Below are 19344 nucleotides of genomic sequence, written 5' to 3'. Positions count from 1 at the left end.
TTAAGAGTGTAAGAAAAACTGAATGGGGAAACAGCTTCTAAATTTATTTCTATTTTCACACCTCTCATGGTACAAGTCTTACTTGATAAAGTTCTCGCGCATAATGGATACAGTACGTTAAGTGTGCTGGCTGTTGCTTTAATGGTTGTGACATATTTTGAGTTTATTACTAACATTATCTGGAATTACATATTCAATCATACAGGTAATAAAATCGATGTAATTCTAAGTTCATGGTTATTTCAGCATCTGCTTGACTTTTATGCCAGGAATGACGCCAGTGGCCAGTGTAGACATTAAGACCGGAAAAAAGAAGAATCTTGGATTTCTTTATAGATCCGATAAAGAAACATCTAGTTGAAAGTATTAACGTTTGGTACGAGTAATTTTTTCCAGGAAGGGGTGAGATCTGATTAGAAAGATGAAACTACTGTTAGGACTCATTGGAATATTCATTCTAAGTGGATGCACAGGAAGCAAGGAGGAACAAAAAGTTCTTGATAATTATGAAAGCTATTTCAAAAACCATCTGCAGACAAAATATGAAAGGTCCTTTGAAATTAAAAAGATTTCCAAGGGAGCAAAGTATTTGGGCGGTCCCATTTTAGTTTCTGCAGAGATGTTTCCCTCTGATGAAGAAGAGTTGATTTTCAGTGTGAGTGCTGCTGTTGAGAGTGAGATGGAATTGACAGAAAACTATTTGGCGAATAAGTGGAAAAGAGAGGCTGATGAACTTGTTCAGAATCAAATGAAAACCATTTTTAATAACGACGTGTGGTATGAGTTTTCATTTTCTGTAAAAAAAGACTTACTAAATCAAGAAATCATTGATAAACAGGAACAAAAATTATCTTACGCGCTGAAAGAGTATAATGATCAGATTTTTCCTTATATTCAAATTGTCGATATTGAAAAAAATGTAGATTCAGCTAAGAAACTAACTGAATTATATGATTTTATATCCTTTTTACACGAGAGCAATCTACAAAATACAGGAATTTCACTAGAGACCTACTCAACTGATTTTAAGGATAAAATAAAAGCAAATCCTAGAAAATTTCTTGAATTGGGTTACACCGACAGAGTTTATTATCAGCAAGATGGGACTATTATTTTTAGTTTTTCTTTACAAGACAGTGATACCGCATTAATTAAGTCTAAAGATGATTTGTTACATATTTATAAATTAAATCAATAGGAGGTATCTTTGGACGCAAATGTAGTAATTAATTATGAACAATATATGCCTCTCTACTAGAGTTCCAAGATCGTTCGGATTTTTATTTTTATCAAGCCTAAGTAACCTTGTAGTGGAAACAAGTGAGGGAAGAGGAAACCTACTTTCGAATCCTACGTCTAATAAAGTAGGAGGTGATAAGTTGAAAAAGATAACTCTCTTTCTAGTATTAACAGTTTTTCTATTAACATCTTGCCAATCAGCACATCTTGATGTGATTACATTGGATGAAGTTGTATCTTCCTTTGAAGATCAACAATTAGATATGGAAGAAAATGAAAACTTGAACAATAATCGAATTTTTCAAATGAAACTAAATGGAGTCTATCCTTCTTCTTATGAACTAGAAGGAAAGTTGTTATCCGTTTATATCTATCATTCAGTGGAAGAAAGAGAAAAAGGTTTAGAAGACTTCCATCATAAAACAGCCACAATGAATCTTGTTTCCTATAATGTCTATAAAATTGACAATATATTTATTTTCTATGTGTATGAACATGATAGGAGTAAGGATGTAAAAGTTGATGATGCAATAAAAGCTGCTTTAAGTAAAGTAGAAGAAAGAAACGAATAGCTTACCCCTTCACCTTATATAGTGTGGAAACCTTCTTATGCATAAAGGTTTCCATGTTTATCTTGTACTCAATGACCTTAATGAACTCATCTTTCCTTCCGAGCTCCCTCTTAAATCATGCTTTTTAATCCCCTATTGATAAACGCATGTAAAACCTCAGCCAGCTCCCTCGACGTTTTGTTTTGCCCATTCTCTAGCCACTGCTTGATAACATGAATGGTGCCAGAAACTAAGAAGAGATTGATGTATTCGTAAGTTTCTTGATCCAGCTTGTTTTCGTTGTTCAGGTTAGTAAAGATGAACTGCTGGGCAATCGCCATTCCCTTTTTATGAAAGTGGCTGTCCGTATTTTCGCTGAGAAGAATTTGGCATATTTCATGATTCTTTGCAATATTGTCAAATAGCTTTTCAGTCATTTGAAAGGACTCAGCTTCCTTGCTGAAATTATATTGACTGAGTGTGTTAACCAAATCATTGATAAACTCCTCTTCAATTGTATTAAGCAGGTCGTACTGACTTGAATAGTGGGCATAATAGGTGGAACGATTGATGTCTGCGTGCTCACAGATTTCTTTAATGGTAATGTTTGAGATTGGTTTTTCCTTTAATAGAGAAAGTAAGCTTTCTTTTAAAACCATTTGCGTATATTTTTTTCTGCGGTCCATTTTTGAGCTCATTTGATAAAACCCTTTCATTATGAATGAATTTTCCGTTATCCAACACAAGTATGTGTTATGTTGGATAGAGAACATTAGAAACACAACTGTTTGTTGAATATCCAACACGGTGTTTATTATAATGATAAAGGAGAAAATCGGATACATACAAGTGAGGGAGAAAAATAATTATGATTGATGCAACGTCAACTACACTATTCGCCGGGCAACGTCATAAAACCTACCAAAGCGAGGGTCGAACATGAATAGCATTGCCTCAAAAGTTATTAAACATAAAAAAGCTGTTCTACTGATTTTTGTTATTGCAACGGTGCTATCTATTGTGGCACAGTTTTTTGTTTCAGTTAATTACAATATGGTGGACTATTTGCCGGAGGATGCGCAATCAACACGTGCGATGGACATCATGGAAGAAGAGTTTACCGGTGATGTTCCAGATACCAGGGTCATGGTAAAGGATGTCACGATTCAAGAGGCACTGGCTTATAAACAAAAGCTAGAACAGATTGATGGAGTATCAGAGGTGCTTTGGCTCGATGATATGGTGGACCTGAAGACGCCTTTGGAGATGGCAGATTCTGAAATGGTCGAAAATTATTATAAAGATGAGCAAGCGTTATTTTCCATCAGTGTACGAACTGGGGATGAAGTGAAAATCACCGATGAGATTTATGAGCTTATAGGAGAAGAAGGGGCAATTGCGGGTGAAGCAATGAACACAGCGAGCTCGCAAAAAATGGCTGGTCAGGAGTCTTTGTATGCTGCGATGCTTTTAGTTCCACTCATTATTTTCATTTTAGTGATTTCAACTACATCTTGGATTGAACCGTTGTTTTTCCTTACGGCTATTGGTGTTTCTGTTCTCATTAATTTAGGAACGAACATCTTTATTGGAGAGGTTTCGTTTGTGACTCAGTCGGTAGCACCTATTTTACAGCTGGCTGTTTCGTTAGATTACGCAGTGTTTTTGCTGCACAGCTTCTCAGATTATAGAAAAACAACGAATAGTCCAGAAGAAGCCATGCAGCTTGCGATGAAGAAATCGTTCCCAGCGATTACAGCAAGTGCAGCGACGACGTTTTTCGGATTTATCGCCTTAACGTTTATGCAGTTTGAAATTGGGGCGGATTTAGGTGTGAATCTAGTAAAAGGGATCGTCTTAAGCTTTATCAGCGTAATGGTCTTTTTACCAGCGTTAACCCTTTATTTTTATAAATGGATGGATAAAACGAAGCATAAAAACTTTGTACCAAGCTTTGAGGGAATCGGTTCCATAGTGATGAAGCTAAAAGTCCCTGCACTGATCGTGGTATTTGCTATCTTGGTTCCAGGATTTTTAGCGCAAAGTAATACTTCCTTCATTTATGGCACAGGTACTCAGCCGGAAACAACTAGAGTTGGTCATGATGTGAAAATCATTAACGAAGCGTTTGGCGAAACGACGCCTATTGTGTTAATTGTTCCTAAAGGGGACCCTGCTAAAGAAGCAGAGCTTGTGGGTGAGTTAGAACAGCTTGACTATGTAACAGGTGTGATGGCCTATGTAAACCAGGTCGGGGCTGAAATTCCACCTGAGTACTTAGACGAATCGATTACAAGTGAATTTTATTCAGATAACTATAGCCGAATAATTATCAATACAAATCAAGGGACAGAAGGAGAGCTTCCTTTTGCCATTGTGAAAAAAGTAGAAGACGCTGCAGCCTCCTATTATGGTGATGAGGCACTTGCATTAGGGGAAAGTGTAACGCTATACGATATAAAAAATACGGTCACAAAGGATAATGTAGTCGTCAATGTCTTAACGGTGGTTACCATTGCCATTGTGTTACTGCTTAGCTTTAAGTCGATCTCTATTCCTATCGTCTTGCTTATTACGATTCAAGCTGCGGTATGGATTAATTTATCGATTCCATACTTTACAAATACCTCTCTCGTGTTTGTAGGATACTTAATTATTAGTACGGTTCAGCTTGCGGCCACAGTCGACTACGGCATTTTATTTACAGAAGCATTTTATCATTATCGAAAAGAAATGCCTGCGCGAAAAGCCATTGTGAAAACGTTGGATGAGAAAACCTTCTCGATCTCGATTTCAGCAGCGATTTTATCAGGAGTTGGGTTTATCCTTTGGATTACATCCTCCAACCCAATTGTTGCATCTATCGGCTTGTTGCTTGGAAGAGGGGCGCTCCTAGCGTTTATTATGGTGCTCATTGTTCTGCCTGCCATGTTGCTCGTATTTGATAAATTGATTAAAAAAACAACCATTAAATCTACTTTTTATGAGGAGAAATGATGATGAGGAAAAAACTTTGTTACACAGCGCTTGCTACGATGGTCGTCTTACCTTCCTTTCTCAGTCCTTCAGCACATGCTGCATCAGAAGGCAACGTAACGTCAAAGGATGAAGTGGTTTATGCAACCTTAACGGCAAGTGGAGAGCTAGACCACATCTATGTCGTAAATACTTTAGAGGTAAAGTCGGCTGGGGAAATTCTTGATTATGGAAAGTACACAGATGTGAAAAATCTAACAGACCTTTCAGACATAAACCAAGAGGGTGATAGCCTGCAATTGGACGTCCCAGAAGGAAAGTTTTATTACCAGGGAAACATGGACGAAGAGACGGAGTTACCATGGAATGTTTCAGTAACCTACTTGCTTGATGGCAAAAAAGTTGACCCTGCAAAGCTAGCTGGGGTAAATGGTGATGTTCAGATTGATATCGATGTAGCCAAAAATGAAAAGGGTGAAACCGTCTTTTACGACAATTACTTATTGCAGGTTTCACTCTTACTAGCGAATACGTATGAGAACATTGATGCACCAGACGGAATGATTGCTAACGCAGGGAAAAACAAGCAGATAACCTTTACCGTTATGCCTGGTGAAGAGAAAAGGCTAACAGTGGGTGCGAATGTTGAAGACTTTGAATTTCAAGGTGTTGAAATTGCTGCCGTCCCATCGACCCTTCCGATTGATACATCTGAAATGGATAGCATGACCGATGATATGGGAGAGCTGTCAGACGCTATCGCAGAGTTAAACGACGGTGTCGCAGATCTTGAGGAAGGTACCGCTGAATTAACGAAAGGCACGGTATCAATGGCTGACGGTTCTAAGAAATATAAAAGTGGAATAAACGAAATAGCAGGTTCATCCTCTGGTCTAACGAACGGTTCCGTTTCAATTAAGGATGCGCTAAATGAAATTACTCAATCACTAGCAAGTCAAAACAGTGAAACAGACCTTTCAAGCTTAACAGAATTGCCAGAGGGTCTGACTTTAATCGCGAAGGGGCTTACTGAGACGGTAAAAGGAGTAGCACAATTGCAAAAGAACTACTCACAAGCGTATCAGATTCTAGACGGAGCAATTATCCAAATTCCAGCTAACGAAATCACTCAAGAACAAATCAAGGCACTGTATGAAAGTGGTGCAGATGCTAAGGTTATAGATTCTCTTGTTACATCCCATGAAGCTGCGCAGAAGGTGAAAGGTACGTATGCGGAGGTAAAAGAAGCTTTCGCAGCAGTCGAGCCTGGGTTAACTCAAGTAAGTCAATCGGTTACGGAGATGGCCAATCAGCTGACTGAACTATCAAAAGAGCTATCTGCATCACTTGAGGAAACGGACATGAGTGGATTGAGTGAGCTACAAGCGGGCTTAAGCACACTTGCAAAAAGCTACGAAGACTTTCACTCAGGATTAGTGACCTATGCAAATGGTGTTGGTGAGCTTTCTACTTCTTATAATAAAATACACTCTGGAATCGTTGAGCTTTCGGGTGGAACAGGTGAACTAGAAGATGGAGTCAGCGAGCTACACGACGGAACGGAAGAATTACATGAAGAAACACAAAACTTACCAGAACAAATGCAAGAGGAAATTAACGAGATGATTAAGGAGTATGATAAATCAGATTTCGAACCAGTTTCCTTCACCTCCTCTAAAAATGAGAAAACCTCATCCGTTCAATTTGTGATAAAGACGGAGAGTATTGAAGAGGATGAGAAAGAAACAAAAACGGCAGCTCCTGAGAAAGAAAAAGGATTTTGGGAATTGTTTCTGAATTTATTTAAATAGGCATATAAACAAAAACAACAAGGTCAAATTAGAAGGATAAAACGAAAGAGGCTGGGACAAAACAAAGAGCCAGGCACCCTCCGTTACAATCTATTGTGTGCACTAGATAAATCAGTGCGTACATATAGTCGTTACGATAAGGTGCCAGGCACTTCTGTCCCAGCCTCCTTTTGTGTTCAGTAATTCGACAAATAACGAGCAAGCGGCAGCAGGCACCTTATCCTTCATTCCCGAAAGCTTCTGGGATCATCGTGAAGCCTTCGATGACGGTGTCTTCTTCGACTTCAATCATGAGATAGCGTTTATTGTTTAGTTGGACCTGTTTAACGTAGCGTAGATCTGCTGGGCTAATCGAGATATTTGCTATTTTTGTGTTGATTTTAATGGATTTGGATGTGAATTTTGGCAGGATGCTGCTGGCTTTCATTTCGTACTTATCATCATCAATGATTTTTTGGAAAGCAGCTTCTACCTTACCAGTATCAACATCTTCAATTCCACTTACTTTTAAGACTTGCTCAATATCCTTAGAATCCAGCTTTGGAACGTCTTCCTCTTCATTTTCCTGCACCATGCGATGAATTTCTTCATACACATTTGACAGCGTGGATGTATTTAATTGGTCTCCGGTGACGTCTTTAATAATCTCCTCAAATACAATTTTGTCATCCTTTGCTGTCATCGTGTCTTCGCAGGTTAATACGTCTTCGATGAATTGGTAGTCAGGCTCATGGGCTTTACCAGCCGAGTACAGCACGTGGTTTACATCTGCTGCATTATCGGTGAAGCAAGGGAAAAGAAAGCCAGCAATTGGCGAATGTAAATTAATAATCGGATCTACGACGAAATTATACTTAAACTCTCTTTCAACGTAATCGAAAAGCAATTCTTTTTTCGGATCCTGTGTGTTGTTAATGGAGCATAGAATAAATGGGTGGGAATAAACAGTGTCTCGCTCACTTTCCTCCGATTCTTCACTCCGACGCTTAGTTGGCTTTAAATATTCACCCTTAATGAATGTGATCACAATATCCATTTCGTATTGTCTTTGGAGAAGCATTTTCCCGACAAGCTGAAGCATGTTCTCTTTCCAAGCCTCAACATCGTTACTAAGTAAGCCTTGGTGTAGAATTAACTGGCTATTTTGTTCTGCATCTCGTCTGAATTTTAATTCAAAGAGCTTTTCATCTAATTGTCCACCGAGCATTTTTTTGAAATTATTCATAAATAATTCCTTTTGATCTTCATCGAGTAGTTCAAAAGGCTGGCTCTCATGATGGTAAATTTCACTTGTTTCCTTCATGATATATACATTAAAAATGTTAGAAATCTTGAGTAAATCATTATCTACTTTAAATTGTTTGCGAATCTGTGCAATATCCTTCTTGTTCAACCTACTCCACTCCTAAACGACTCTTATTTAAAATGATAGAACATGCCATAATAGAATCATTATACGAAAAAAGACCATAGCCTCTATCCTTCCTATAAAGAAGGTGGAGCTATGCTCACTGTCCGTCTTTTGAAGACTTTATTTTATCATACATTGAGGGGTGCCTGTCACCACCAGTGTTTTGTAGATTCTCGACAAAAACCGGCACCAATGAAACTATTTCAAAAACAGCCTCGTCAAATGGGCAGAAACATAGAGAAGCGATAAGGGAAGGAGAACGAATGAATAAGTATGAGAAGGATCAATTACTTGAGCAGGTGATGGTTGAGTATGGGAATGAGCTTGTTCGATTGGCGTTTACGTATGTAAAAAATAGTGAAACGGCAAAGGATATGGTACAGAATGCTTTTATAAAATGCTATGAAAACCTAGATGATTTTCGCTTTGACGCATCAATAAAAACATGGTTATATCGCATTACAATTAATCAATGTAAGGATTACTTAAAGAGCTGGCATCATAAAAAAGTACAAGCGAAGCATTTCATTCAAGATACGGCACAGAACATTCTTCCATCGGCTGAACATAAAGTGCTCGCAAAATCAGAGCAACAGGAAATGAAGGATTTTATCTTTGCCCTCCCTGCAAATGACCGTGAAGTGCTTTATCTGCATTATTATCAATCTCTCAAGCTTGAAGACATCGCTGAAATGACAGGAGTAGGCTTGAATACAGTCAAAACAAGGCTAAGACGAGCAAAGCAGAAGCTAAAGCGAAAGTTAGAGGAGGCTGCGGTATATGGATAAAAAGGAGCTAAAAAATCGAATGGAGTTTTTACATGATAAAGAGCTTGAGTTTACAAGTGAAGATCGTAAAAAAGTATTTGATCAACTAGCGAGTGATAAGAAAGTGCGCAAAAAATCGAGTTTACCACCACAGCTTTTCCCGGTTTTTAGCGTTGTGTTATTACTACTCGTTTTCTCAGGTGTTCTGCTCCCTACTATATTTAATAAGGATACGAATCAAGAATTCCAGCAAGAAGAGACGCAAAGTGAAACAGTTGTACAGAAGCAGATGAATTCTACAAATATGACGTTTCTATTAATGGGAATTGATGAAAACAACCGAGCAGATGCGAATGTACTAGTAAGCTATGACCAAGAGGATAAAAGCATGATACTCACGTCAATTCCAAGAGATACCTATGTCCCAGTTCATGACGAGAAAAATAATGAAGTAAGAAAAGACAAACTCGCAAACTCCTACGCTTACGGTGGGGCAACGTCTACGGTGAAATCAGTGAGTAGCATGTTAAATCTATCAATTGATTATTATGCTGCGGTTGATACGACGGGATTCATCGAGATTATTAATTCGATGGGTGGAATCACATATAATCTAGCAGAACCAATGAGTATTGGGCTTTCGAATGGAAAAACAACAACGATTGAAAAAGGTCAACAGCACCTAGATGGCGAAATGATGCTAGGGTTGTTGAAAGAACGAATCACACTTCCGAACGGAGCATTCGGTAGAAATGAAAATCACGTAGAGTTTATTAGATCATTAGTAAGCAGTATCAGATCAGGCATCTCCTTGAAAGAGGTTAAAGAATATGTGGAACATGTAGATACAGATCTCCCGATTTACACCATGTACTCTTTAGGAATGGAAGCAGAAATTAATAAATTCAAAACCCTGAATCTATCAGAAAAAGCCGAGGATGTAAAAAAAGATGGCATCTATTACGTCGAATTAAATGAATATGTAGTGAATCAAGTTGCTCAAGATATCAGAGATCATGATATAGAAGAATAATAGCTAAAAAATCACTCTAGTCACTCGCATCTCATTCGTTTCTTTAACTAGGAGCAGGTCGTTTAGCTTTTAGTCAATTTACTCTATCTATCGAGGGAGAGACGATTATGAAAAAGACCCTATTCTTTCTAAGTTTGCTCATTGTTTTCGTATTCAGTATGGTATATAACGGATTTGGTAAAGTCGATCATGTTCAAGTGAGTATTGAAGAATCTACCGCATTTTCTAAAGAGGAAATAAATGAAGCAGTTGTTGCTGTGAAGAAAAAATTTAAGGACTTTATCGGATGTACACTGACACATATATGGTATATAGAAGATAAATCAATGAAAATCACTGATGACTATATGAAGTACGGAAATGGATCCGTCAATGGTGTGCAGCAAGAGAATGTTATTGTTTTGTTATCAAGCTTTAAGGTAGGGTCTAGCGGTGGAGATGGGAGTTTAGAACCTCACTCAACTTATACCGATTGGAACTGGATAGTCGTGAGGGATGATCATTCTGATAAGTGGCGTGTGGATGATTGGGGATACTGATTTGGTTGCCTACTTCTTTTTAATGGATGGGGAAATTGTTGTGTTGGAGGAAAGCAGTTTTCTTCTGCTTAGACTCGTAGCTTTTATATCATTCAAAAATAGATACCTTTTACCTTTTGGCTCTTTATCAAATGTCCGGTCTAGTTGCATTCCGCTCCAGTTGCTCGCTTTCCGCAAGGCGGGCGGTGAGCCTCCATATTCAACCTTAAGTTATTTTCGTTCAATGTCAATGTGAAGAAACACATATAGATAGTAACCTTATGAGTAGACTAAATCACCTGGGATTTAGTCTATTCAGCTTTCTTATCATGTCAACAGCTGTTGTCGGAGTTATTCGGTGAGGGTGGGTCAAAACTTAATCATTTTTTTAAAGACGAATGATTATCGTTCCACGCGTTGTTACTTGTTAATATGTTGTGGTGGAAGAACAAGTACGTTCCTTTCCTCTACTTCCGCCGGAGTCAAGTGTCTTCCGCTCCATTTCACTAGCGATTAACAATCGTATGCATAAACAATACAAGTAGTGACAATGAATAAAACCCGAACGATAGGGGAGATTTTCATTGAAATATCACCGGATAGTTCGGATTTCTCCTTAACTGCGACACTTATGTCCCAGCCTCTTTCCGAGCATAAAATTAGTTGAAGAAAACAGGTGATTTCGTATATTGGAGAGAATGTATAAAGAAATAAATGACCAAAGGTGGCTAGGAAGATGGGAATGTCGTCTTATTATAAAAATCTCCGAGAAAAAGTTGGTAACGAACTACTTTTTATGCCAAGTGTAGCGGGAATTGTTCGAAACGAATGGGGTGAAATTTTATTACAAAACAAAGGGAATGGCGAAAAGTGGAGTCTTCCTGCGGGGGCAATCGAACTTGGAGAAGCACCTGCTGAAGCAGCTGTTCGTGAAATATGGGAAGAGACAGGATTATATGTTGTGCCAAAAAAGTTAGTAGGAGTATTTGGTGGGAAAGACTTTCGTTATCACTATCCAAATGGTCATCAAGTGGAGTATAACGTCTTTATGTTTGATTGCGTTATTCAAAGTGGTGAACTATGCCCAATAGATAACGAAACGGTTGAACTTCAATATTTTACTCCATGTAATATGCCAGAGCTTGCTTTACCTTACCCTGAAAATTTATTTTACCAAAGAGAAAATAATGACTTATATTTTCAGTGGAATGAACAGTGGTTAAAAAGTCTTTCTCAAAAATAACTTTTTCTAGTGGCTTATTAGGCTGGTTAATGAAAGGAGAGTAGGTGATTAGGTTGAACCGTTCGACACTATTGAAATTATTCTATTAAGTAAAAATAACGTGGGATATAGGAAGTGCTGTGAAATGTTTAGTGAATTAAAATCGAATTGTAATAATTGTTTTGGATTATGTTGTGTAGCGTTACCTTATGGAAAATCATCTGACTTTCCTTTTACCAAAGATGGTGGAACTCCTTGCCGTAATTTATGTTCAAATAACTTGTGTACTATTCACGGCCAATTGAGGGAGAAAGGCTTTCGTGGATGTGTTTCTTATGAGTGTTTTGGTGCAGGACAGCATGTTTCGCAATCTATTTATAAAGGTAATGACTGGCGTGAAGATGCTGAGCATGCAGAAGAAATGTTTGCTGTCTTTCCTCTTGTTCAACAACTGCATGAAATGCTCTGGTATCTCCAACAAACTCTTACTTTAGAGGAAACACAACCGTTACATAGTAGCTTGCAAAAGATCTCTGAAGAAACGATTGAACGAACTATAAAAAAGCCAGAAGAGATTTTAAAAATGGATATAACGGCACATAGATGCAAGGTCAACGCTCTGTTAATAGAGTCAAGTGAAATGTATAGAGCCAACAGGAATAAAAAAGGTAAAAAGAACGGTTTGAAGAAAAAGTCAGAATATGTAGGAGTGAATTTAAGTGGGTTAAATTTACAAGGTGAAGATTTTCGTGGGAAGCTAATGATAGCATCAAATTTAAGCCAAAGTGATTTGAGGGGAGCTGATTTTATTGGTGCTGACCTTAGAGACGCAGATTTATGTGGCGCTGATTTATCTGAAGTTCTCTTTCTTACACAGTCACAAATCAATTCAGCAGTTGGAGATGTTCATACTAAACTACCAAGTTATTTAGAAAGACCGAGCCATTGGATTAACAAGTATGTTACATAATCTTCTAATGGATAGCTTGTGCTTCAGATCAGCTGCCAAACTAGGTGTATGTTTTTCTGCGTTATCTGACCTACTAATAGTTCAAGAGTCTTTCTTTATTTTTGGATCTGTTAAAGGTGAATGTTGATATTTGAAACCTCCCTGAAATCTTAGTATAATTAAAGTGGAAACAAACGTTCTATGTTCGAGAAGGTTGAGCAAAGTGTTCAGTAATCTACTAAAATACATTGGCAAATTATCACACACTGAAAAAGAGCGAGTATTTCAATGGGGAAAACGCTATGTTGAACCTTCTTCCACTGTTGGTGGTCGTTCTAATTAACGAAATGCGAAAAACTCGCTTCAAAGAAGGGTTTGAATGCCCTCATTGTGCATCTGAACATGTTGTTAGGTTCGGAAAATATAATGGTCGTCAACGCTATCGTTGTAATTGTTGTAGTAAAACATTTACTGATACAACTAATAATGTTCTTTATCGTACTCGAAAAGGTGACGACTATTTTCTATACTCTCAAAAAGGGCAACGTGGCATTACTGACCGAAAACCTCGTAAGCGTGGCAGAAAATCCAAGCATAGAGGCATCAGCCGCGAACAGGTATGTGTTCTTGTTGCAAGAGACCGAACTAAAGCAAACCGTCTCAAAGGTTGCTTGTATGATTGGTTCTTAACTGTCAACTGAGAATGTACTTTTCAAAAATGCTTGGAGAGTATATATGACATATGCCAAAGAAAAAGGATTAGAACATTATAGAATTAAGTATAACGATGGAAAACACGTAATCAAGGGGTTGTATCACATCATGTAAATGGTCTCCACTCACGTATGAAACAATGGATAGACCGTTTTAAAGGTGTGGCTACGAAGTACCTCGACATTTCTGGCTTGGTTTTTGTTCGTAGATAGTCGTAGTAATGAAAGTACAAAACATAATATAAAAGAATTTCTGCTCAAGTCATTTATATTTGAAATAACAGAGTCATACGACTCATTACGTTTGTCAAAATTAGTTATATAGAAGAGAAGGTAGAATACTAATGATTGTTAAAATTGAATTTGATTATGAAACTGATACGGAGTATATGATTTGTCCATCAAAAGTGGGAAGTAATGTTCGAAAATTACAAAGAGATTTTGATAGATGGTTATATAACAGGGAGAACAATCATCCTTATTGGGAATTAGCCCATATAGACGAAGAAGGTAACGAGTTTTATGGAGTTTGTTTTAATGCAGATGCTTTTGTGTACTGGCTTAACAATGTGAGGTTTAATAAAGGTGAAAAAGTTGCAAGGTTGATAGAAATTCCAAACAAACTACCTAAAAAAACTATCAGGTTCTAATACAAAAAGGGAAACCTATTTATTGGGATTTTCCCTGTATTATTATTAAAAATCAACATTAAGATTTAACTCAGCCTATTTTTAAAAAGTAAGTTTACTCAAGGTTTCCTGAGATGGTGTTAAAAGCTATTTCATCTCCATTATTAAATAGTCTAATCGTGTCGTACTCTTTATCTAAACGTACTTCATAAAACAGTTGGTTTTCCATTTCTGATGGATAGTCAGTGGTTGTATCTGTTTCAAAAGATAGATGAAGTTCGTTCCCGGCTGCTTCTACGTTAAAATGGTTGAAACGATGAGCTGACTCACCTTGGTCAATAGCATAATCATTTAAATAAACGAAAACAGAATTACTCTGTTCATCATGATATATATGTACACCGCTCTCTTTCCTAACGCTAGTAAAAAAGCTTTGTTCTTCTTTAGCCAGTTTATCTTCCGTTGTCTTAGAAAACGATAGTGTGGCGTTAGGTTGGCAAGCATTCAATAAACAAGTACTTAAAACTAAAAAAATTAACGATCTTTTCATCATGCTCCCCCTGTCGATTATTCATATTGAACATTTGGATAACTTTAGTTTATCATATATCTGAATAATTGGTAATAAATACCTTTCGTTATCCTGTCATATACTATGACTTCATCATGTTGTGCTAAATGCTTCAAGAGCATGAGGAAGTTATCTTGGTCCGCGCCGTTAAAAAACCCATCTCAATCCTTTCAATCTTTTAGAAGTATGTGTGACCTGGATAGGACATAGGCCTATTGTGTACCCTCGGAGTTTGTCCCTTTAGGTTAACTAATGAAATCACCACCGCTCCTTATTTCTCTACCTTTTTTAGGAAATTACAAAAACAAACAGGATTTCCCACATTTTTTTAGAATAATACAATGTAGAAATAAGAAGAATTTCATCTCAGGAGGAAAATATGACTCAATATGATACGATGCATCCAAAACTCGGTCGAGTTATTCAAAATATTGAAAGCGTAATGGTTGGGAAGAGAGATGTTAGCTTACTAAGTCTTGTGGCTATTTTGGCAAATGGTCATGTATTATTAGAGGATGTACCAGGTGTGGGGAAGACGATGATGGTAAAGGCTCTTGCGAAGTCAATTGGAGCAGGGTTTAAACGGATTCAGTTTACTCCTGATTTATTGCCTTCAGATGTGACTGGGGTGTCTATTTATAACCCGAAGGAAATGAGATTTGAGTTTAAAGAAGGACCTATTTTCGGAAACATTGTACTAGCAGATGAAATTAATCGTACGTCACCGAAAACGCAGTCTGCTCTTTTGGAGGGGATGGAGGAAGGTAGCGTCACGGTTGATGGGACAACGAGAATGCTAGCCAAACCGTTTTTCGTTATGGCGACTCAGAATCCTGTTGATTATGAAGGGACATATCCTTTACCAGAGGCACAGCTTGATCGCTTTCTCTTTAAATTAAGAATGGGCTATCCGACGAAAGCGGAGGAGTTCGATGTATTAACACTAGCGGAGAAAGAACGACCGATTCATAAAGTGGAAAGTGTGATTACGAAAGAGGAATTAGTTGAGCTTCAGGATGAAATTCAGCATGTTTATGTCGATGAGACAATTAAAAGCTATATCATTGAGATTACGAGTAAAACGAGAACGCATCCGGCTGTGTATTTAGGAGCAAGTCCACGTGCGTCCATTGCGTTAATGAAAGCAGCACAGGCATATGCCTTTATTTTAGGAAGAGATTATATTATCCCAGATGATATTCAGTATTTAGCTGGGTTTACATTAGCACATCGAATCATTTTACGTTCAGAGGCGAAATTTGAAGGGAAATCGTCTGAAGAGCTCATTCGTGAAGTGGTTGCTAGGACGTCAGTACCTGTCCAAAGGTCGTTAAGTAGTAAATGAAAAACTACTTAAAAAAATTCAAAGTAGGGTGGAAGTTGTTTTCCCTTCTTTTTCTAACACTTGCTGCCTTCAGCTATGCGATGTTTCAGGGAGGCTTCGTTAGTTGGTTTCTCTTTTATAGTTTTTTACCGTTTGCGCTATATTCTCTGCTCCTCATGCTATATCCGCTCAGAGGTTTTCGTGTGAAAAGAAGAATAAATCAAGAGCAGTTTATGGTCGGCCAGCGGTTAATTGGGACTGTTACGGTACAAAGAAGCTTTCCATTCCCGCTTTTTTATCTCATTGTCGAGGATGTGTTAACGGAACGTCTAGCGGGTGTTAAAAGGTTGGAGGAGCCGAAGAAGCTATTTTTCCCATGGTTTAAAAGGTCAGTCTCCTTTAGCTATGCTCTGCAACATATGCCTCGTGGGGAGCATCAGTTTACAACGATACGGGTTCGGACTGGGGATCTATTTGGATTGATTGAAAAGGAAGTAACCTTTAAAGTAGAGCATTATTTTCTTGTTTATCCGACAATGGTAAACCTTCACTATTCGACGAAACAAAAGCAATATGATCAAGGAACGTCTTCTTCTCAGTCAAAATTCTGGCAGGATACGACGATGGCTGTTGGTATACGTGAGTATCAGCCAGGTGACAAATTTGCTTGGATTGATTGGAAAGCAACAGCAAGAAGAAATGCGATCATGACCAAAGAGTTCGAGCAAATGCAAAGCCAAGATGTGGTAGTGTTCTTGGACCGTAGCCCGTCTAAGGTTTTCGAATCGGTTGTAAATCATGCTGCATCTTTTATTAATGAAATGGTAAAGTCGGGTGCAAGGGTTGGGCTTATCTCCATAGGTAAGGACCATCAGATCTTTCCGCTCAAATCAGGTGAACAGCATGTACAAACCATTCTTTATCATTTGGCAAAAGTGGATAGTGACAGCACCCAGCCTTTCTCAGCCCTGTTGGACCCATCGACTATTCAAGGTGAAATGAAGCAGGTGACTAATCTACTCGTTACAAGTCAGTTACATGTGGATTTAGTCCGAAAGCTAGAGGGGTTATCAAGTTTACAATCAAGCATCGAGCTCGTGCTCATCAAAAGTGTGTATGATCAGTTATCAAAGGAAGAGCACGTGTTAATGGATCGATTGAAAAAGCGTCAAATAGGTGTAACAGTATATGATAATCGTGAGACGGAAATGAAAAATAAAGAGGTGGTCGGCTCGTGACGTCTAGTGAGGAAACAAAAGGGAAATCAGTTGCCTTTCTTTATTATTTATTTGCCTTTATGCTTTTGTGGGAATGGCTGAGACCGTTAAATGATTACACAGATACAGCCAATACCTTTATCTTTATTTTGTTTATAGGGTTATCATTTTTACTTACGTTTCTGAAGACAAAATGGTATGTCAATTTTCCGGTAAAGATTTTTTTGATTTTATTTATCTTACACGGACTGTTCTTTGAAGGGGTGTTCTTTCAATTTTTATGGATCAAGGAGCTAGGTTCAGAGCTAGTGTATAACCTACAGCTCATTCCCCAAGCAGATTGGGTGAATATGACACCTTCCTTCCGAACGTTGCTGTTCTTCATTCTCTTATGGCTACTTGTTTATCTCATTCATTATTGGATTCTTGTCCATAGGAGAATATTCTTTTTCTTTGGTTTAACGCTCTTGTATATTACGATTTTAGATACATTTACGGGGTATGATGCGACATTTGCCATTGTACGAACCGTGCTTATAGGATTTTTTATGCTTGGTTTACTTTATTTTGACCGATTGAAAAAGGTAGAAAATTTAAAGCTAAAAAAAACAGCTTCTCTACGTTGGGTTTTGCCATTGCTCGCCTTTATTATGGTCTCAATGGTCCTTGCTGTTTTAGCGCCAAAGGCTTCTCCCCAATGGCCGGATCCTGTTCCTTATATCACAGCAGTTGGAAGAGAAGAGGAAGAGGGCGGCACGAAGAAGAAAATTGGCTATAGTCAAAACGATGAAAAACTAGGTGGAGGCTTTGTTGAGGATGACTCTGAAGTATTTACTCATGTATCTACTGATCGTCATTATTGGCGAGTGGAAACAAAGGATGTGTATACAGGGAAAGGGTGGGAAGTGTCTAACCCTGAAAGTGAGCTTGAGGAAATAACGGATCTACAACAAGAACTAACTTGGATAGATGATCGAGTGGTAACGAAAGAACTTGAAGCAACTGTAACAATTCAGGAGGATTATAAATATTTTCATGTTATTTATCCACTAGGATTAACAGCACTTGAGACGGAGATGGAGTTACCGTTGTATGTAAACCGAACGACTGAGCAGCTATCTCCGTTCGCAGAAGGGGAGGGATCACGAGAAGAGTTCTCGGTATATGAAGTTGATTATAAGTTACCTGTTTACCCTTTGAATGAAATGAAGAAAGAACAAGTAACGGATTCATTGTCAGAAGAGTTTTTAGACAGGTATACCCAACTCCCAGATACCTTGCCTGAACGGGTGAAGCAGCTTGCAGAAAAGATAACGGTGGACGATACCAATCAATATGATAAAGCGAAAAGCATTGAAGAGTATCTAGGCTCTATCATCTTCACCTATGATAAAGAAGATGTGGCCATTCCAGGTGAAAATGAAGATTATGTGGATCAATTTTTATTTGATACACAAAAAGGCTATTGTGATAACTTTTCCACTTCGATGATTGTGTTGCTAAGGTCCCTTGATATCCCTGCTAGATGGGTGAAGGGATATACAGGCGGAGAATATATTCGTGCCATCACAAATTTTGAAAAAGAATATCGTGTGACCAACAATAATGCCCATTCATGGGTAGAGGTTTACTTTGAAGGTGTAGGCTGGGTACCGTTTGAACCAACCCAAGGCTTTGTGAATCCATATGATGTCACAGACGATTACGAGAATGCACCTAAAGATGAGGAAGAAAAAGAGGAAACAACCACACCAGATAAAGAAGAGGAAGAGGAAACGCCTCCTAAACCTGATGAAGAGGAAAAGGAACAAGAGGAGGAGGCCGCTAGCCCATTTGCTTTCTTTGACCTTCGAATCGGAAGTGTAGGCTTATATATGAGTCTTGTCGTACTCATACTTCTTGGTGTATGTCTCTATTTAACAAGACTGAGATGGATTAGTAGATTCCTATTGTACAAGTATAGGGGACGTGAAGATGAAGTGGTATTCTTCCAAGCATACCAATCCCTTTTAAAACAATATGAAAGAATGGGAGTGAAAAGGAAGCCGAACCAAACGTTAAGAGAGTATGCACGATATATTGATCATTATTTTCAGATGGTCCATATGTCTACCTTAACGGAACGATATGAAAAAGCCCTTTATCGTAGAGATAGTGCAAAGGATGAATGGAAGCAGTCAGTAGAATTGTGGGAAAATTTAATTAAAAGAACATCATCTTGACCTTTTATAGACTAGACTGATAGAATAGAAAAAATTATATTGAACCTTCATATATCCTCGATAATATGGATCGAGAGTCTCTACCGGGTAACCGTAAATAACCTGACTATGAAGGCAGAATAAAGTTCGTATCTTAGACTAGAATTCTGCCTTCTTTTTTTGTATAGAAGGGCACAGTTCTAGTCTTTTTT

General features: G+C 38.1%; 17 protein-coding genes, 1 pseudogene and 1 riboswitch. Of the genes and pseudogenes, 15 read left to right on the top strand and 3 right to left on the bottom strand.

From position 1 onward, the window contains the following. Positions 1-18: 18 nt before the first annotated feature. The 3 genes from A9C19_RS22840 to A9C19_RS18645 all read left to right on the top strand — a co-directional run bounded on the left by A9C19_RS22840 (position 19) and on the right by A9C19_RS18645 (position 1811). Positions 19-300, top strand: coding sequence for an ABC transporter transmembrane domain-containing protein (locus A9C19_RS22840; protein ID WP_420835843.1), 282 nt, complete (start codon positions 19-21; stop codon positions 298-300). Positions 301-421: 121 nt separating this feature from the next. Continuing rightward, positions 422-1198 carry a hypothetical protein gene (locus A9C19_RS18650; RefSeq protein ID WP_072581322.1) on the top strand — a complete coding sequence of 259 codons (777 nt, stop codon included), beginning with the start codon at positions 422-424 and terminating at the stop codon, positions 1196-1198. Between the two features lie 181 nt (positions 1199-1379). Further along, positions 1380-1811 (top strand): hypothetical protein, encoded by a 432-nt coding sequence (locus tag A9C19_RS18645; RefSeq protein ID WP_072581321.1) that lies wholly within the window; start codon positions 1380-1382, stop codon positions 1809-1811. A 110-nt stretch (positions 1812-1921) separates the two neighbouring features. Here A9C19_RS18645 and A9C19_RS18640 read toward each other — a convergent pair whose 3' ends face one another. Next, on the bottom strand, positions 1922-2488 hold the full coding sequence (locus tag A9C19_RS18640; RefSeq protein WP_072581320.1) for a TetR/AcrR family transcriptional regulator: 567 nt from the start codon (positions 2486-2488) through the stop codon (positions 1922-1924). A gap of 241 nt (positions 2489-2729) precedes the next feature. Here A9C19_RS18640 and A9C19_RS18635 point away from each other — a divergent pair, with 241 nt between their 5' ends. Continuing rightward, complete coding sequence (locus A9C19_RS18635) at positions 2730-4787, top strand: efflux RND transporter permease subunit (RefSeq protein ID WP_072581319.1); 2058 nt, start codon at positions 2730-2732, stop codon at positions 4785-4787. Between the two features lie 2 nt (positions 4788-4789). Further along, complete coding sequence (locus A9C19_RS18630) at positions 4790-6577, top strand: YhgE/Pip domain-containing protein (RefSeq protein WP_338022835.1); 1788 nt, start codon at positions 4790-4792, stop codon at positions 6575-6577. Positions 6578-6794: 217 nt separating this feature from the next. Here the strand turns inward: A9C19_RS18630 and A9C19_RS18625 are convergent, their stop codons facing one another. Beyond that, positions 6795-7970 (bottom strand): DUF4317 domain-containing protein, encoded by a 1176-nt coding sequence (locus A9C19_RS18625; RefSeq protein ID WP_072581317.1) that lies wholly within the window; start codon positions 7968-7970, stop codon positions 6795-6797. A 281-nt stretch (positions 7971-8251) separates the two neighbouring features. On the opposite strand from A9C19_RS18625, the gene A9C19_RS18620 reads away from it, so the two are divergent. The 7 genes and pseudogenes from A9C19_RS18620 to A9C19_RS18590 all read left to right on the top strand — a co-directional run bounded on the left by A9C19_RS18620 (position 8252) and on the right by A9C19_RS18590 (position 13840). Continuing rightward, entirely contained in the window at positions 8252-8776 is a 525-nt protein-coding gene (locus tag A9C19_RS18620; protein ID WP_072581316.1) for a sigma-70 family RNA polymerase sigma factor, read from the top strand. Beyond that, positions 8769-9788 carry an LCP family protein gene (locus tag A9C19_RS18615; protein WP_072581315.1) on the top strand — a complete coding sequence of 340 codons (1020 nt, stop codon included), beginning with the start codon at positions 8769-8771 and terminating at the stop codon, positions 9786-9788. The genes A9C19_RS18620 and A9C19_RS18615 overlap by 8 nt, the downstream gene beginning before the upstream one ends. 107 nt (positions 9789-9895) lie before the next feature. Beyond that, on the top strand, positions 9896-10327 hold the full coding sequence (locus tag A9C19_RS22115; RefSeq protein WP_072581314.1) for a DUF4829 domain-containing protein: 432 nt from the start codon (positions 9896-9898) through the stop codon (positions 10325-10327). Between the two features lie 715 nt (positions 10328-11042). Beyond that, complete coding sequence (locus tag A9C19_RS18605; RefSeq protein ID WP_072581313.1) at positions 11043-11549, top strand: NUDIX hydrolase; 507 nt, start codon at positions 11043-11045, stop codon at positions 11547-11549. A gap of 124 nt (positions 11550-11673) precedes the next feature. Then, positions 11674-12498: a pentapeptide repeat-containing protein gene (locus tag A9C19_RS18600; protein WP_072581312.1), complete on the top strand. Its 825-nt coding sequence runs from the start codon at positions 11674-11676 to the stop codon at positions 12496-12498. Positions 12499-12691: 193 nt separating this feature from the next. Then, positions 12692-13515, top strand: a pseudogene (locus A9C19_RS18595) (IS1595 family transposase). Positions 13516-13534: 19 nt separating this feature from the next. Continuing rightward, on the top strand, positions 13535-13840 hold the full coding sequence (locus tag A9C19_RS18590; RefSeq protein WP_072581311.1) for a hypothetical protein: 306 nt from the start codon (positions 13535-13537) through the stop codon (positions 13838-13840). A 94-nt stretch (positions 13841-13934) separates the two neighbouring features. On the opposite strand, the gene A9C19_RS18585 is transcribed toward A9C19_RS18590, so the two are convergent. After that, positions 13935-14369 (bottom strand): hypothetical protein, encoded by a 435-nt coding sequence (locus A9C19_RS18585; RefSeq protein WP_072581310.1) that lies wholly within the window; start codon positions 14367-14369, stop codon positions 13935-13937. Positions 14370-14769: 400 nt separating this feature from the next. Here A9C19_RS18585 and A9C19_RS18580 point away from each other — a divergent pair, with 400 nt between their 5' ends. The 3 genes from A9C19_RS18580 (at position 14770) to A9C19_RS18570 (ending at position 19153) form a co-directional block, all read left to right on the top strand. After that, positions 14770-15735 (top strand): AAA family ATPase, encoded by a 966-nt coding sequence (locus A9C19_RS18580; protein WP_072581309.1) that lies wholly within the window; start codon positions 14770-14772, stop codon positions 15733-15735. A gap of 182 nt (positions 15736-15917) precedes the next feature. Continuing rightward, complete coding sequence (locus tag A9C19_RS18575; protein WP_158515118.1) at positions 15918-16952, top strand: DUF58 domain-containing protein; 1035 nt, start codon at positions 15918-15920, stop codon at positions 16950-16952. Beyond that, positions 16949-19153, top strand: coding sequence for a DUF4129 domain-containing transglutaminase family protein (locus tag A9C19_RS18570; RefSeq protein WP_083584438.1), 2205 nt, complete (start codon positions 16949-16951; stop codon positions 19151-19153). Before A9C19_RS18575 ends, A9C19_RS18570 begins: the two co-directional genes overlap by 4 nt. Positions 19154-19180: 27 nt before the next feature. Further along, a riboswitch (purine riboswitch) is annotated at positions 19181-19282 on the top strand. Positions 19283-19344 lie beyond the last annotated feature (62 nt).

Source organism: Bacillus weihaiensis (genome assembly GCF_001889165.1).
GTDB lineage: Bacteria > Bacillota > Bacilli > Bacillales > Bacillaceae > Metabacillus > Metabacillus weihaiensis.
This window is presented reverse-complemented; position numbering and strand designations above follow the sequence as displayed.